Annotated in this window: 19 protein-coding genes; 8 read left to right on the top strand and 11 right to left on the bottom strand. The window is 43.2% G+C overall.

Going from position 1 to position 13,156, the window contains the following annotated elements; translation table 11 throughout:
• Positions 1-30: 30 nt before the first annotated feature.
• From fliO to fliF, 10 genes are all read right to left on the bottom strand, one after another.
• Positions 31-489, bottom strand: a complete 459-nt coding sequence (gene fliO / locus M1F14_RS16820) for a flagellar biosynthetic protein FliO (RefSeq protein WP_129465773.1) — start codon at positions 487-489, stop codon at positions 31-33.
• A gap of 22 nt (positions 490-511) precedes the next feature.
• Positions 512-928 (bottom strand): flagellar motor switch protein FliN, encoded by a 417-nt coding sequence (gene fliN, locus M1F14_RS16815; protein ID WP_042844248.1) that lies wholly within the window; start codon positions 926-928, stop codon positions 512-514.
• Positions 921-1,928 (bottom strand): flagellar motor switch protein FliM, encoded by a 1,008-nt coding sequence (gene fliM / locus M1F14_RS16810; RefSeq protein WP_042844246.1) that lies wholly within the window; start codon positions 1,926-1,928, stop codon positions 921-923. The genes fliN and fliM overlap by 8 nt, the downstream gene beginning before the upstream one ends.
• Before the next feature lie 5 nt (positions 1,929-1,933).
• Positions 1,934-2,413, bottom strand: coding sequence for a flagellar basal body-associated protein FliL (fliL, locus tag M1F14_RS16805; RefSeq protein WP_042844245.1), 480 nt, complete (start codon positions 2,411-2,413; stop codon positions 1,934-1,936).
• A gap of 164 nt (positions 2,414-2,577) precedes the next feature.
• Positions 2,578-3,951, bottom strand: a complete 1,374-nt coding sequence (locus M1F14_RS16800; RefSeq protein WP_181469204.1) for a flagellar hook-length control protein FliK — start codon at positions 3,949-3,951, stop codon at positions 2,578-2,580.
• Positions 3,952-4,395 carry a flagellar export protein FliJ gene (gene fliJ / locus M1F14_RS16795; protein WP_042844242.1) on the bottom strand — a complete coding sequence of 148 codons (444 nt, stop codon included), beginning with the start codon at positions 4,393-4,395 and terminating at the stop codon, positions 3,952-3,954.
• An 11-nt stretch (positions 4,396-4,406) separates the two neighbouring features.
• A complete protein-coding gene (fliI, locus tag M1F14_RS16790; protein WP_042844241.1) occupies positions 4,407-5,771 on the bottom strand; it encodes a flagellar protein export ATPase FliI in 1,365 nt (454 codons plus the stop codon).
• Positions 5,768-6,487 carry a flagellar assembly protein FliH gene (gene fliH, locus M1F14_RS16785; RefSeq protein ID WP_042844240.1) on the bottom strand — a complete coding sequence of 240 codons (720 nt, stop codon included), beginning with the start codon at positions 6,485-6,487 and terminating at the stop codon, positions 5,768-5,770. Before fliH ends, fliI begins: the two co-directional genes overlap by 4 nt.
• Complete coding sequence (fliG, locus tag M1F14_RS16780; protein ID WP_042844239.1) at positions 6,480-7,472, bottom strand: flagellar motor switch protein FliG; 993 nt, start codon at positions 7,470-7,472, stop codon at positions 6,480-6,482. The genes fliH and fliG overlap by 8 nt, the downstream gene beginning before the upstream one ends.
• Positions 7,469-9,154 carry a flagellar basal-body MS-ring/collar protein FliF gene (gene fliF / locus M1F14_RS16775; protein WP_131679923.1) on the bottom strand — a complete coding sequence of 562 codons (1,686 nt, stop codon included), beginning with the start codon at positions 9,152-9,154 and terminating at the stop codon, positions 7,469-7,471. Before fliF ends, fliG begins: the two co-directional genes overlap by 4 nt.
• Positions 9,155-9,398: 244 nt before the next feature.
• Between fliF and fliE the strand changes: the two genes are divergently transcribed.
• Complete coding sequence (gene fliE, locus M1F14_RS16770; RefSeq protein ID WP_042844236.1) at positions 9,399-9,710, top strand: flagellar hook-basal body complex protein FliE; 312 nt, start codon at positions 9,399-9,401, stop codon at positions 9,708-9,710.
• A gap of 88 nt (positions 9,711-9,798) precedes the next feature.
• Here fliE and M1F14_RS16765 read toward each other — a convergent pair whose 3' ends face one another.
• Positions 9,799-10,275 (bottom strand): tyrosine-type recombinase/integrase, encoded by a 477-nt coding sequence (locus M1F14_RS16765; protein WP_230683857.1) that lies wholly within the window; start codon positions 10,273-10,275, stop codon positions 9,799-9,801.
• Here M1F14_RS16765 and M1F14_RS16760 point away from each other — a divergent pair.
• From M1F14_RS16760 to M1F14_RS16730, 7 genes are all read left to right on the top strand, one after another.
• Positions 10,202-10,384 (top strand): hypothetical protein, encoded by a 183-nt coding sequence (locus M1F14_RS16760; protein ID WP_230683858.1) that lies wholly within the window; start codon positions 10,202-10,204, stop codon positions 10,382-10,384. The two genes, M1F14_RS16765 and M1F14_RS16760, sit on opposite strands and share 74 nt — an antisense overlap.
• On the top strand, positions 10,381-10,557 hold the full coding sequence (locus M1F14_RS16755; RefSeq protein ID WP_155405727.1) for a hypothetical protein: 177 nt from the start codon (positions 10,381-10,383) through the stop codon (positions 10,555-10,557). The genes M1F14_RS16760 and M1F14_RS16755 overlap by 4 nt, the downstream gene beginning before the upstream one ends.
• A gap of 32 nt (positions 10,558-10,589) precedes the next feature.
• Positions 10,590-11,306, top strand: coding sequence for an antitermination protein (locus tag M1F14_RS16750; RefSeq protein ID WP_181469205.1), 717 nt, complete (start codon positions 10,590-10,592; stop codon positions 11,304-11,306).
• A gap of 244 nt (positions 11,307-11,550) precedes the next feature.
• The gene (locus M1F14_RS16745; protein ID WP_048606800.1) at positions 11,551-12,054 is read left to right on the top strand and encodes a hypothetical protein; all 504 of its coding nucleotides are present in this window, start codon (positions 11,551-11,553) and stop codon (positions 12,052-12,054) included.
• A 198-nt stretch (positions 12,055-12,252) separates the two neighbouring features.
• Positions 12,253-12,522, top strand: a complete 270-nt coding sequence (locus tag M1F14_RS16740; RefSeq protein WP_181469206.1) for an HP1 family phage holin — start codon at positions 12,253-12,255, stop codon at positions 12,520-12,522.
• Positions 12,522-12,992, top strand: a complete 471-nt coding sequence (locus tag M1F14_RS16735) for a lysozyme (RefSeq protein WP_181469207.1) — start codon at positions 12,522-12,524, stop codon at positions 12,990-12,992. The genes M1F14_RS16740 and M1F14_RS16735 overlap by 1 nt, the downstream gene beginning before the upstream one ends.
• Positions 12,974-13,147 (top strand): hypothetical protein, encoded by a 174-nt coding sequence (locus M1F14_RS16730; protein WP_173424798.1) that lies wholly within the window; start codon positions 12,974-12,976, stop codon positions 13,145-13,147. Before M1F14_RS16735 ends, M1F14_RS16730 begins: the two co-directional genes overlap by 19 nt.
• The last annotated feature ends 9 nt before the right edge of the window (positions 13,148-13,156 follow it).

Below are 13,156 nucleotides of genomic sequence, written 5' to 3'. Positions count from 1 at the left end.
GGATTTACGTGGTAACATGTGTGCTTCCAATTACTTATACAAAGGTGTTACTGATGCCGCATGATCCGCCGCATCTTGTTTTTTCTTTAATACGGATTGGAACGTAAGGGGCTCAATAACTGAAGATACAGTGGTTTTATTTTGTGCAGGGTATTGATGTAACAGGCTAATATTTTGAGCTGTCACACCTAATACTAAACACTCATTATTGACTTCAACCACGACAACCCGTTCTTTATTGCCTAATGAGCAACTGCTTGTCACTTTCACAATTTGCTCTTTCCCCATTTTCTTCGGGGCAAAACCCAATTTTTTAACCAACCAAGCGCCAATCAGAATCAATAAAATAATGACCCCCAATGAGCCTGAAATTTGCGTTAAGCTATTACTATGGTCGATAGCTGGCGCATTCAATTCACTGGAAGGAACGCTAGTTGACAAAAAAGGCACGGATGCTGGTGCCTGTTCAGCTTGGTTGGTTATTGCCATTTTCAGTGACTCATATTGTCTATTAACGGCTTAAGCGGCGCATACGTTCGGATGGCGTAATGATATCAGTAATGCGAATACCATAATTATCTGAAACGACGACGACTTCCCCTTGAGCGATTAAATAACCGTTAATTAAAATGTCTAATGGCTCGCCAGCTAAACCATCGAGAGAAACGACAGAGCCTTGAGACAAACTGAGTAATTTTTTGATGGTCATTTTAGTACGCCCTAGCTCAACGGATAGGCGAACTGGGATATCCATAATCATATCGATGTCGGACAACTGATTTAATGGATTCTGCCCATCAAGGTTATCAAAAGCCTGTGCACCAGCTGAGGCGGATTCCGCTTTTTTTTGCTGTTCCAGCGCTTCAGCCCATAGGTCTTCACTAGCGTGATTGGTTGATGCATCAGGAGAGTTCTTCGCCTCACTCATTGGTACTTTCCTCATCTAGAGTGTTTAAAACAGGGTTAATCAAATGTTCTACACGCAACGCATATTGGCCATTTTGAGTTCCGTATTGACTGGTTAGTACAGGAACGCCATCAACATTGACAATGAGGCGGTCAGGCTTCTCAATAGGGAGCACATCCCCTTTTTGCAGTTGCAGTAAGCGAGAAATTCGCATTGGAATGTCAACAAAATTGGCAACCAATTCAAGTTCAGAACGTTTTACTTGTGTGACGAGATTTGTCACCCAAGTTTCATTTTCTTGGTGCCCTTGTTCCATTGGTGGGTTAATTAAACGCTCACGCAATGGTTCAATCATGGCAATGGGAATACAAATACTAAATTCACCAACCGTATTGCCTATCTCAACTAAAAATGGCGTGGTTACCACAATGTCATTTGGTGATGTGGTGATATTAGTAAATTTAACTTGGATTTCGGAGCGTACATACTCCACTTCTATATCCGCTATTGGTCTCCAAGCATCGCGATAAGCCCCTAATGCTAACTTCAACATTCGGTTAATAATCCGTTGCTCAGTATTGGTAAATTCTTTACCTTCCTGACGAACAGGAAAACGACCGTCTCCCCCAAATAGATTATCAACCGCGATATAAACGAGAGCAGGCTCAAAGGTAAAGAGCGCAGTGCCCCGCAATGGTGGCATGTGAATTAAATTTAGGTTGGTTGGTACTGGTAAGTTACGAGCAAACTCGTGATAAGGTTCAATTTTAATTCCGCCCACCGTGATATCCGGACTACGGCGTAACATATTGAATAACCCCATACGGAATTGGCGCGCAAAACGTTCGTTAATGATTTCAAGAGACTGCATTCGCTCCCTGATGACCCGACGTTGCGTATTTGGGTCGTAAGGGCGAATATTATCTTTTCCTTGATTCTCTGGCACCGGCGTATCGTTTGAAGGCGCATCATCATTAAGAAGCGCATCAATTTCAGCCTGAGATAAAATATTATCGCTCATGAATATTACCGCAGAATAAAAGTAGTAAATAACACATCAGAAATATCCTGATCGGTATCCCCCGGGATCAGGGTAGGGGTGAGTGTTTGCTTAATGTCTTTCATTAGCTGCAACTTGCCTTCATGAACTTCAATATTTTTTGATTTTTGTTCTGATAGTAATAGTAGTAAGCGACTACGTACTTCAGGGAGATATTCATGAAGTTGTTTACGAGATTTTTCATTTGCAAGTCGCAAGGTTATATGAATATAGAGCACACGATCAGGGCCATTATCAGCACCGGCTAAATTCACGGTAAATGGCTCTAACTCCATAAAAATGGGTTGTGGCATGTTCGGACGTTTTTCTTCTTCACTAGCCGTTTGAGTGTTTTGCTGTGTCGTCCACCAGGTGTAACCACCAAAACCAGCCCCTGCTAAGGCAATAAGGGCAAGCAGAATGATCAACCCTTTATGAGAACTTTTTGATTCTTTGCGTGACGACATGTTAGCTGAATTCCTGTTTCTTGGATGCTAAACCCAAATGGGTTTTTTACTTTATGATCTCTAGCATTATCGCTTGATTGCTAAGAGTTAAAGGAGTGAAAAACGAAACAAAAAGGCGGTAACTCGGCGCTTTAGCTAGGAAATTACCGCATTTCGTTTACTTATTATGCAAAAGTGTTAATCCCACCTTGCCTAGATACCGACTTTTGAGCGGCAACAGAAGCATTCGCTTCACTGATACCAACGGCACCGGCCGTTGCATGAGTGGCTTGAATATGGCCATCATGTTGATGCGTGTTGTGCTGTTGATTATCTGATGAGTTACCCAAGTTATCTTGCCCCACAGAGCCTTGAGCTAAGTGAATGCCACTTTCTTGTAGCGCATTACGTAATACAGGCATCATGGACTCCATCGCGGCGCGAACATGGCTGTGAGGCGAAACAAAGTGCATGACGGCTTGGTTATCTTCAATGCGTAAATGCACATTGAGTGAGCCTAACTCTTCAGGATGTAAGCGAATTTGCGCCTGAGAAACACCTTGTCGGGAGAAAAATAACATGTGTTGGCTTAACTGTTGTTGCCAAGCTTCGCTGCCTAATTGGCTAGTGAGATGCAAGGTTGGCGCTACGGTCGGAGCGTTCATTGCAGCGGCTTGTGCGACAGAGGTTGTTGGCATCATGCTAATTGGTTGAGTTGATGTCTGGTGTGTTGTGGCCGTGGTAAAGGCACTCGTTTCGCTTTGTGTGACAAAAGCACCTTTCCCGCTTGAACCAAGCGTATCAGTCGAAAAAGTGGGTAGGCCAGACTGCGGCTCTTTATCGCTCACTTTTTTATTTAATGGCATAAAATCCGCTGTCAGGTTTTTACTACGAACGTCACGTTGATTATCTAACGGTAAAAGGGGCTGATCGCGACGCTCATCCTTTTCGTTTTTAATAAACGCCGTTATTGCCGGTTTATCTTCTTGTTCATCAAGCACTAATTGGCTCTTATCTAGCAGTTTGTCACTAGTTAGTGTGATATCTTCAAGGTCACCATTTAGTTGCTGCATCTTTTGGTTAAACGCGCCTAACTTAGGGAGCGACTCAGCGGCAAGTTGCCCATTAGCTGATGGATGTATTTGACTAGAAAGCGATAACTTTAAATTATTGAGCCAAGGTTGTTCGCTTGAATTTTCCCCGACTAACAGCTCAGATTGTAGAGCGGTTTGTACGCCGTCACCTCTAAGATTGCGGGTGAAATTAAGCTGCTCAAGGGTGTTCTCACCATGAGTGGGTGTTTTGCTTGCCGGAGACGCGCTTGTTTTATCTGAAACCGCTAACTTATCGGCGACAATTTCTTTATTCAGGGCTTGTTCATCAACGGCCGTGTTTACAGCCGTATTTTTGGGCGCGGGTTGTTGGTTATCAAGTAGCGCTTGAAATGGTAATGCGGGAGCTTGGTTTTCGTCATCCTTGGGGCCATTTTGCTGTTCATTAGCACTTTTTATGGTCTTTGCTGGCGGTGCAACAGGTACGATAGTCGCGTTGATGTCCATTTATTGTGGTCTCCGTAAAGTCGCTCGTTGGGCAAATTCATCCATTTGTTTTTGCTCTATACGATTTTGACGTTGATGTTCGGTGTGTTCAGCGCGTTGTATCAAAGTATCAAACGCATTGACCCGTTGTTGTTTTTCTTGCCAATGACGATTAGCCTCATCCACTTTTTGTTCCCACAAATTAAGTTGTTGCTGCTGTTGTTCAATGGTTAGCTCTAACGTGACGAGAAATTGCTGGTAATTTTGCCATTTATCGGAGGCCATTCCGCTGTGCAATGTCTGGTTTAATGTTTGCCGATATTCGGTTTGATAATTCTCCAGCATGGTTAATTGTTGCGCCATTTGTGTATGAGTTTGGCGTACTTGCGCTAACACCTTTGCTGCCTCTTCGGAGGCTTCTACGGCTAAACTGAGTAATGTCGTTAAGGCATTGTTATTGGCCATTTATCCCCTCGTTACTCGCTAGGTACCACTTGCTGTAATTGCTCGCAAGCAGTTTGGTAATCACAACGTTCATCAATATCTTGCTGTAAAAACTTAGACATACGTGGGTAATATTGAATTGCAGTATCCAGCATTGGGTCACTTCCCATTGCATAAGCCCCCACGTTGATTAAATCGCGGTTGCGTTGATAGCTAGAGGTGAGTTGTTTAAAACGCTGAATTTTTCGGTAATGTTCTTTTGGGATCAGTTCAGTCATTGCACGGCTAATGGACGCTTCAATGTCAATAGCTGGGTAGTGCCCTGACTCTGCTAAAGAACGAGAAAGCACAATGTGACCATCAAGGATGGCGCGAGCAGAATCTGCGATCGGGTCTTGTTGGTCATCGCCTTCAGTTAATACGGTATAAAAAGCGGTGATCGAGCCGCCATTCTTGCCATTACCTGCGCGCTCAACGAGTGCGGGTAGCTTGGCAAAAACAGAAGGGGGGTAGCCTTTCGTTGCTGGTGGTTCACCGATGGCTAAGGCGATTTCGCGTTGAGCCATACTGTAGCGAGTAAGGGAATCCATGATCAGCAACACGCTGAGGCCTTGATCGCGGAAATATTCGGCGATACGCGTGGCATAAGATGCACCTTGCATACGTAAGAGGGGGGAAACATCAGCAGGTGCAGCAACCACCACTGCACGTTTTAAACCGTCAGTGCCTAAAATATTTTCAATAAAATCTTTAACTTCACGGCCACGTTCCCCAATCAGCCCAACGACGATGATATCGGCTTGGGTAAAGCGTGCCATCATGCCAAGTAATACACTTTTCCCTACGCCTGAGCCAGCAAACAGGCCCATGCGTTGCCCTCTACCCACAGTCAATAACGCGTTGATTGCTCGTACACCGACATCGAGCACACTACTGATTGGTGTGCGCTCAAGAGGATTAATGGGGGGTGTGATTAATGGGGCTCGCGTTTTAACTTCGAGTGGGCCTTTGCCATCTAATGGGGTGCCTTGTGCATCAAGCACTCGCCCTAATAGTTCATTACCAATAGGGAGTAAGCGGCTGGTTTGCCCGTCATCCCCCGTTGATTGAGCATAGACACGAGCACCTGGGGAGATACCTTCGAGGTCGGCTAATGGCATCAACAACATTCTAGGCCCACTAAAACCGACGACTTCACACACAACTTCGTCTGTACCGCCATTAATGGAGCGTTCAATAAAGCAGGTTGCCCCTAAGGGCATTTTAATCCCCTCGGCTTCCATGACTAAGCCCGTAATTTTTGTTAGGCGGCCATAACGGCGTACCATCGGAATGCCTTTCATCCGCGATTCAAAATCGTCAAGCGAGGCAATCCAGCGTCCCAAACGTGCGGTCATGTAAAGCTCTCCGGTGCATATAAACGGCACAATTCTTGCCAACGTGTTGCGACGGTCATATCGATTTCGCCATCTTCAGCGACCACACGACAACCCCCAATATGCAGCTTAGGGTCTGCGACTAACCGCCAACCATTCAGATTTAAGAGTGAACCAAGGTGCTGTTCAATCAACTCAAAATGATTGGGGTTAACATGTAATTCTGGTTGACCCGCAAAAATAGGTTTTTGCTGTAATAAGTTACTGATTTCCTCAAGTAATGCAGTACCATCACATACAGTAGATTGACCCAACACTTGTTTTGCAGCTGTTAATGCAATTTGTAGCAGCTTTGTGGTAACAACCGTATCAAAGGTATCAAGAGAATAATTGAACTCAGATAACAATTTTTGCCATGTCTCAATGACGGGTTGTTGCAAAGCAAGTGCTTGCTCACGCCCTTGCTCTTCGCCAGCACGTAAACCTTGTTCAAACCCGGCTTGATAACCCTCTTTTTGGCCTTGTTCATAGCCTTGTTGATAACCTGTACGCTGCGCATCTTCTTTTATGTTATCGAGCAAGTTGATTTGCTCTAAGACTTCTTTCGGCTCTAAGCATGGCACTTTTGGTGCGTCTGGCTCAGGAGCTTCATTTAAAGTTGAATTAAGATCCCATTGGTTAAGCTCACGCAGTTGCCAAGGCTGCCATTGGTCGTTAGGCGTTGTTGAATTAGACATACACATCGTCTCCACCACCGATGGCGATTTCGCCTTTTTCTACTAAACGACGAACGATAAGCAGGATCGCTTTTTGCTCGTTTTCCACTTGGGACATGCGAACCGGTGAACGCGATTCCAAGTCGTCGCGAACAATTTCGGCAGCGCGAACCGCCATATTGTTGAGGAAGTGGTCGCGCAGGGCTTGATTGCTGCCTTTGAGGGCAATGACCAGTGAGTCGGTTGACACTTCTTGCAAAATACGTTGGATACTGCGGTTGTCCACTTCGATAAGGTTTTCGAACAGGAACATTTCATCAATAATGCGTTGAGCCAATTCGCCATCGTAATCCCGCATTGCATCGATAACGCTTTCTTCTTGTTGGCTTTTCATTAAGTTGATAATTTCTGCTGCTGTTCTTACGCCACCCATTTTGCTGCGTTTGAGGTTTTGGCCGTCCAATAAGTTGTTTAAGACTTCGGTCAGTTCCGCTAGGGCTGCAGGTTGCACTCCACCAAAAGTAGCGATACGTAGCATAATGTCATTGCGTTGGCGCTCTTCAAATAATTCAAGTACGTCCGCAGCGAGGTTACGTTTCAAGTGGACTAAAATTGTGGCGATAATCTGTGGATGTTCATCACGGATAATATCGGCAACAGTTTGTGGCTCCATGTAGTTGAGGCTTTCGATACCTGAGGTGGTTTCTTGTTTTTCAAAGATATCTTCAAGTAAGCTAGCTGCGCGTTCCTCACCCAATGCTTTGACCAGTACAGAACGCAGGTAATCATTTGTGTTGATATTTAAGGCCGCGAATTGAATTGCTGACTCTTCAAATTCAGTTAGCACTTCCGCAAGTTCGTTATTGGAGATTTGGCGCATGTTAGACACCGCCATACTCAATTGTTGAACTTCTTTAGGGTTTAGATGCTTAAATACTTCCGCAGCCTGATCTTCACCGAGTGTCATTAACATTACGGCACTTTTTTCTGTTCCACTTAAACTCATAGGGATTTTCCTAACCACTGACGGATAACCATTGCCACGACTTGTGGGTCTTTCTCTGCCATTTCACGTATACGTTGGCTTTGGATCTCTGCACTAACACGCTGGCGAGTAAGACGGCGGCGTGTTTGCTCATCCATGTCTTCGTTTATTTCTTCATCTACCACGAACGGTGCTTTTGCCTGAGTTGCGACAAAAATTTCAGCATCAACTTGGGCTTGTTGTGTTTTACGATATTTAACCCATTGAGGTTTGATACCGAAGCGCCACATAAACCAAGCAATGAGGGTGATGAGCAATATTTTTCCGTAATCCAAAAGTTGTGTAATCAACTGTGGATTGGACAGTAATGATGGCTCTACTTCAACAGGCGTATCATCAGTAAATAAGGAGTTAGTGATGTTGATTGAGTCTCCTCGTGCTGAAGAAAAGCCCATCGCTTCTCGTGTTAACGCTTCAATTTGCTGTAGCATCTCTGGCGGCAATGGTTTCATTTCTGGCCCATTTTCGCCTTCTTGTGAATGGTAATTAACAATAACTGCGACCGAGAGCCTATCAACGACGCCAATTTGCCGTTGAGTATGGCTAATTTTGCGATCTACTTCGTAATTTGTGGTTTCATCGCTTTGCGAGTTAGTCGTGTTATTACGGTTATTGGTGGTTTGCTGTGCGTCTTTATTGTCTTTGTTAGTTTCAATTGGCGCATTCGGTGCGCTAACCGGTTGATTCGACAATGCCCCCGGGACACCCCCCGTGCCGCCATTATTGTTTTGCATACTTTGGCTGTTCTGGCGGGAACGAATAGCGGCGCTGTCCGGTGTTTGGTTCGGCTTATATTCTTCGGAGGTTTGCTCAACCTTGGAGAAATCCATTTGCGCGGTGACTTGTGCATGAATATTGGCACGCCCAACTAATGGTGACAAAATATCTTCAATGCGTTGTTTGAGATGAGATTCCATCTCTTTGGTCATCTTAATTTGTGCGCTATTAGCTGATTGCTGGCTGTTATCATTATTTGTGAGCAAGCGTCCCGCTTGGTCGACTATAATTACATTACTTGCAGTTAATCCTGTTACGCTACTTGAGACCATATGCACAATGGCGCTAATTTGCCCTTCGTCGAGCATTCTTCCCGGTAATAAACCTACCGTGACAGAAGCTGTAGGCAACTTTTGCTCACGGACAAATAGTGTCGGTTTTGGGATTGCTAAATGTACACGCGCACTTTGCACGGGGCTCAACGATTCGATAGTGCGAGATAATTCACCCTCTAAAGCACGCTGGTAGTTAATTTGTTCACTAAATTGGCTAATACCAAACTGTTCTTTATCTAATAATTCAAAGCCAGTATTCCCCCCTTTAGGTAAACCAGATTGGGCGAGCTTCAAACGTAATTCATGCACTTTATCTGCAGGAACTAAAATGGCGCTACCATTATCAGCGATTTGATATGGCACATTCATCTGAGTTAATTGGCTGACAATATCGCCACCATCTTTAGCACTAAGATTACTAAGAAGTACGCGATAGTCAGGACTGCGTAACCAGAGAAGTAGGGCAACAATAATTGAAACAGCTGCAGCCGCCGCAATCATTAACGGTATTTTAGGATCAGCTTTAATACGATCAACTATTGAGGCAAAACCCTTTTTGGCCTCCCCCGTGTCTTTAGATGCGGCACTCATAAATATTCCCTGCTTGGCAGACTACTAGACGGATGAAAATACTTTTGGTGAAACAATGTTATTTCCCTCTTCGTAACGTCACTTTTTCACTTTGCTATTATTTATTGTTTTGTAGGGTTCTAATGACGGAATCAGCCTATAATTTAGGTGTTATTTATCGGCTTCAAGTTAAAAAGGGTGTGGTAGGGTAAGCTTGCTAAATAAATTTGTGACAAAAATTCACACTATATAAGAAGAGAATAAAATGACAGTTCAAGCGATTGAAGGAGTTGTATCACAATTAAATGTTGTGGCAACTCAGGCAACGAACCCAACAAAACCTATAATAGAACCCGTCGGTTTTGCTGATCATCTGGTCGCCTCTGTGAATCAAATAAATAAAACACGTAATGATTCTGCTAAGCAAGTTGAAAACTTTACGTTAGGAAAACAAGATATTTCTTTGAATGATGTGATGGTTGATATGCAAAAAGCGAGTTTAAGCCTCCAAATGGGCATACAAGTCAGAAATAAGCTGGTGGCTGCATACCAAGAAATTATGTCAATGCCAGTGTGATATGGTTATCTATTTGAATTAAAAAGAGTATTGTTAATTTCAATTCCATTTGGGGACGCATAGGGGACATTATTACTCAATCTTTGGTTTAATAAAGAAATTTGGTCTTGGTCGTTCTCAGGCATCCAAGGCCATAAACATCATGAACCATCTTTGAGGATGAGTGTCCCATTTGTGTCGCTATAAACGAAGGGTTTGCGCCTGTGCTTAGCATCCAGCATGCGTATGTGTGCCTAGTTTGGTATGATTTTCTATGTCTAACTCCTGATTTTCGAATTAATGATTTCCATATTTGTGAGAATCCACCGGGAGAATAATATTTACTAGTGCCGCCATTGACGCTTACAATTGATGTGTGAAACACAAACGTGCATTTATCCTTCCTTATTTTTTTAAATTCTCTGGTATTTACATTTATATCTATCTGCTGCGTTAGCTTTGTATATGCAGATTGGTTTTTCAAGCAATTAAATGCAGCATCAACAAGATGAATGACCCTATCTGTCCCAGCGCTGGTTTTGGGATATGAAAACTTGGATGGTGCAAATATGTTGCGTCTAACCATTAGTGTTTTCTCGACCATGTCTATATCTTCCCAAGCTAATCCTATTGAGTTCACGTTACCTGATTGGTATCAGCACGGCATAACTTATCAGATGGGGGATGTGCAATGACTGATAAATACAAAAATCTTCGCGTTGCAATAGCAGCGGCTAGAAGAAAATCAAGAGAATCACTTCATCGCGCCAAATTTAGTGTTATTCAGCTTCCACTAGGAAATCTGGCTGTTGTGAAAACTTTTGATGCGCAACAAAGAGGAAAGTCGATTGTTTACTCAGTAGGTTGAGATAGGGATCACACAGTATTGCCGGAGGTAAGATGAGACTCGAAGACTTACCTGAGTACTTTTCACCTAAGAGCCCAATGTTTAGTGACTCTCCAGCCGCTACAGCTTCAGATAACCTAACAGTCACCGATGTAATGGCCTCGCTTGGTTTGGCGACCTCGAAAGCGAGAATGGGGATTGAATTGTTTTTGGCGAAACACGGTATCAATAAGCCAGATGAAGCGGTGGAAAGTCTCTATCAATATGCACTAACTCAGGCGCATAAATACAGTGCTATCCAAAAGCTTAATGAAGATGATAGGTCATCAGTTCTGCAAATACTCGCAAATTATGCATTTCAGGACTATGCAAGAAGCGCAGTCAGTAAAAAGGCTTGCCCTGATTGTCACGGGGGATTTATTGAAGCCGAGGTGTTCGATACTAAATATTCCACTAAGGCAAAGGTATTTGTATCTTCAGGAGGGCTAGCGCCACTTCGGATAGCTAACACTGCAAGAGAGGTTCGAGATACCACTAAAATAATTTGCAAAACATGCTGCAAATGCTCGGGGCGTGGATATTCACGGTTATCGGCTGAGGATGTAAGGCGTGAAATCTGCGATAAGGTTTTTGATTTGCCCGAAACTTCATGGCGTAGAAACATTAAGCCATTCTATGAAATGCTAATTCAGGAATGTTTCAAAGAACAGGAGAACGCAGAAAAGCAACTATCAATCGTCACAAAAAGAGAAAGTATTTCCATAAATTAACACTTAACTAGAAATATTCATTGCATGAATGGCGATAGTGGACTATCATGCTTCCAATGATGGGAATTTTGCATTTCATTATCCCAAGCGAAATAAAATAGAGCCTCACTTCGGTGGGGTTTTTTGCTTTCAAAGTCTAACGATTGTATTTTGTTGAATATAAGTAAAACGATTATGGAATTTTTGAGCGCTAAAGTATTTATTGGAATACTATCTAATACCGATAATTATTTAGAGTGACTATATGAAAGCGATAATAATATTACCTTACTTATTTTTGCTTGGATGCTCCACACCTGCAATGGAGATAAAAAGTGAAACCCAAAAAATTAAAGGATCTTCCAGCAGAGTTAAACCCATAAATACCTACTCAGTGGGGCACGGCAAAACAAAGTTTGAGGTTGAATTAGAGCAACAACAAAACAGAGTCGCTGTAAGAAGTCAAAATGATGACTCATATGCCTATTCGTTGGATTATCTTAGATATGAAAGAGATAAGCAAGAGAATGACAGGCGAAAGAGGGAAAAAGAGCAATCTGAAGCATCGCAACGAAAAATCCAATCTTTAGATAGAGAATATAGCTCGCTTGAGGCTATGTATATTTATAGAGATCTATCTAGAGATGAAAAGCAAAATATCGAGAGTAGAATGAAGCAAATAGAGATCGACCGAAATAGGGAAAGACTTCAGAGTTTAGGCTCCATAGGTGGAGATAGCAAGTCTTGGGAATGGCGGTGGGAACGATGATATAAATCATCATCTGATTTTTGTTATTAATTCCAACTCTCCGGAATTTCCGGATAGTTCACATTCAAGAGGTCGCCTAGTGCGGCCTTTTTTCGTATACGCCGCCACAGAATCAATTACCCTCGTTATCAATTAACACAAGAGCTGTGTGCGGCTATCTATTAACTCAACCTCAGGCACTCCGTAGGGGGTGAAATCATGCGTATGGATAAATACAGCAACGCAGCCTACGGCAGTGCTGGGCTTACAGCATTCTTTGCAAGTCTATCACTTTATGAGTGGGGCTTTATTATCGGGATGGCGTTTAGCATTATTCTTGGTCTTATTACCTTTTTTATGAATCGACGAGAGCAGCGAAAGCGAACGCGTTTATTTGAAGAACTTGTTAATAAAACTGACCCACAAAACCCCTCAGCCATTGCACGAAAAGCTGCCGAACTTATGGCGAAAGCGCCTAAGGATATCTAATGTCACTCAAACAAAAACTCACTGTGCTTGTTGGTGCAGGGGCTTCGGCTATCGGTTTATCCGTGATTGCGCATTATGAGGGGGTTAGATATGAGCCCTACGAGGATGTTATTGGTGTACTGACGGTCTGCTATGGGCACACAGGGAAAGATATTGTTCCCAATAAAACTTATACCAAAGAAGAATGTAACGAGCTGTTAGAGCTGGATTTTATGAGAACCAAACTGCAGGTCGATCGCCTAGTTAAAGTTCCTGTAAGCGAACACACCAAAGCCGCGCTTTATTCATTTGCTTTTAATGTGGGTACCGGCGCATTTGCTAAGTCGACCATGTTGAAAAAGCTTAACGCAGGTGACCAATACGGTGCTTGTGAAGAACTAAAAAGATGGGTTTACGCGGGGGGTAAGGTATGGCGTGGGTTAGTGAATCGCAGAGAAGCGGAGGCTGCAATATGTCATGGAAACCTGTAGTCGCTGCAATTTGCATTGTGCTATTTACGATAGCAATGATTGCGTTCGGTGCTTATCGTCTAATAGACAGCACATGCGGTATTGATAAAGCTAGTTTAGAAAAGCGCTGCCAAAAAGCTATCGACTTCTATAAGGGTCGGCAAGTTAATTTTTAATCTCCTATA

Origin of the sequence: Providencia sp. PROV003 (assembly GCF_045040775.1) — a bacterium.
Classification (GTDB): Bacteria; Pseudomonadota; Gammaproteobacteria; order Enterobacterales; family Enterobacteriaceae; genus Providencia; species Providencia huashanensis.
Note: the sequence above shows the minus strand (reverse complement) of the source record. Positions and strands in the feature narration are given on the sequence as shown.

Bases quoted from the DNA above. Each gene is read 5' to 3' on its own strand.
- fliO (WP_129465773.1), bottom strand. From the start codon at position 489: ATGGCAATAACCAACCAAGCTGAACAGGCACCAGCATCCGTGCCTTTT.
- fliN (WP_042844248.1), bottom strand. From the start codon at position 928: ATGAGTGAGGCGAAGAACTCTCCTGATGCATCAACCAATCACGCTAGT.
- fliM (WP_042844246.1), bottom strand. From the start codon at position 1,928: ATGAGCGATAATATTTTATCTCAGGCTGAAATTGATGCGCTTCTTAAT.
- fliL (WP_042844245.1), bottom strand. From the start codon at position 2,413: ATGTCGTCACGCAAAGAATCAAAAAGTTCTCATAAAGGGTTGATCATT.
- M1F14_RS16800 (WP_181469204.1), bottom strand. From the start codon at position 3,951: ATGGACATCAACGCGACTATCGTACCTGTTGCACCGCCAGCAAAGACC.
- fliJ (WP_042844242.1), bottom strand. From the start codon at position 4,395: ATGGCCAATAACAATGCCTTAACGACATTACTCAGTTTAGCCGTAGAA.
- fliI (WP_042844241.1), bottom strand. From the start codon at position 5,771: ATGACCGCACGTTTGGGACGCTGGATTGCCTCGCTTGACGATTTTGAA.
- fliH (WP_042844240.1), bottom strand. From the start codon at position 6,487: ATGTCTAATTCAACAACGCCTAACGACCAATGGCAGCCTTGGCAACTG.
- fliG (WP_042844239.1), bottom strand. From the start codon at position 7,472: ATGAGTTTAAGTGGAACAGAAAAAAGTGCCGTAATGTTAATGACACTC.
- fliF (WP_131679923.1), bottom strand. From the start codon at position 9,154: ATGAGTGCCGCATCTAAAGACACGGGGGAGGCCAAAAAGGGTTTTGCC.
- fliE (WP_042844236.1), top strand. From the start codon at position 9,399: ATGACAGTTCAAGCGATTGAAGGAGTTGTATCACAATTAAATGTTGTG.
- M1F14_RS16760 (WP_230683858.1), top strand. From the start codon at position 10,202: ATGACCCTATCTGTCCCAGCGCTGGTTTTGGGATATGAAAACTTGGAT.
- M1F14_RS16765 (WP_230683857.1), bottom strand. From the start codon at position 10,275: ATGGTTAGACGCAACATATTTGCACCATCCAAGTTTTCATATCCCAAA.
- M1F14_RS16755 (WP_155405727.1), top strand. From the start codon at position 10,381: ATGACTGATAAATACAAAAATCTTCGCGTTGCAATAGCAGCGGCTAGA.
- M1F14_RS16750 (WP_181469205.1), top strand. From the start codon at position 10,590: ATGAGACTCGAAGACTTACCTGAGTACTTTTCACCTAAGAGCCCAATG.
- M1F14_RS16745 (WP_048606800.1), top strand. From the start codon at position 11,551: ATGAAAGCGATAATAATATTACCTTACTTATTTTTGCTTGGATGCTCC.
- M1F14_RS16740 (WP_181469206.1), top strand. From the start codon at position 12,253: ATGCGTATGGATAAATACAGCAACGCAGCCTACGGCAGTGCTGGGCTT.
- M1F14_RS16735 (WP_181469207.1), top strand. From the start codon at position 12,522: ATGTCACTCAAACAAAAACTCACTGTGCTTGTTGGTGCAGGGGCTTCG.
- M1F14_RS16730 (WP_173424798.1), top strand. From the start codon at position 12,974: ATGTCATGGAAACCTGTAGTCGCTGCAATTTGCATTGTGCTATTTACG.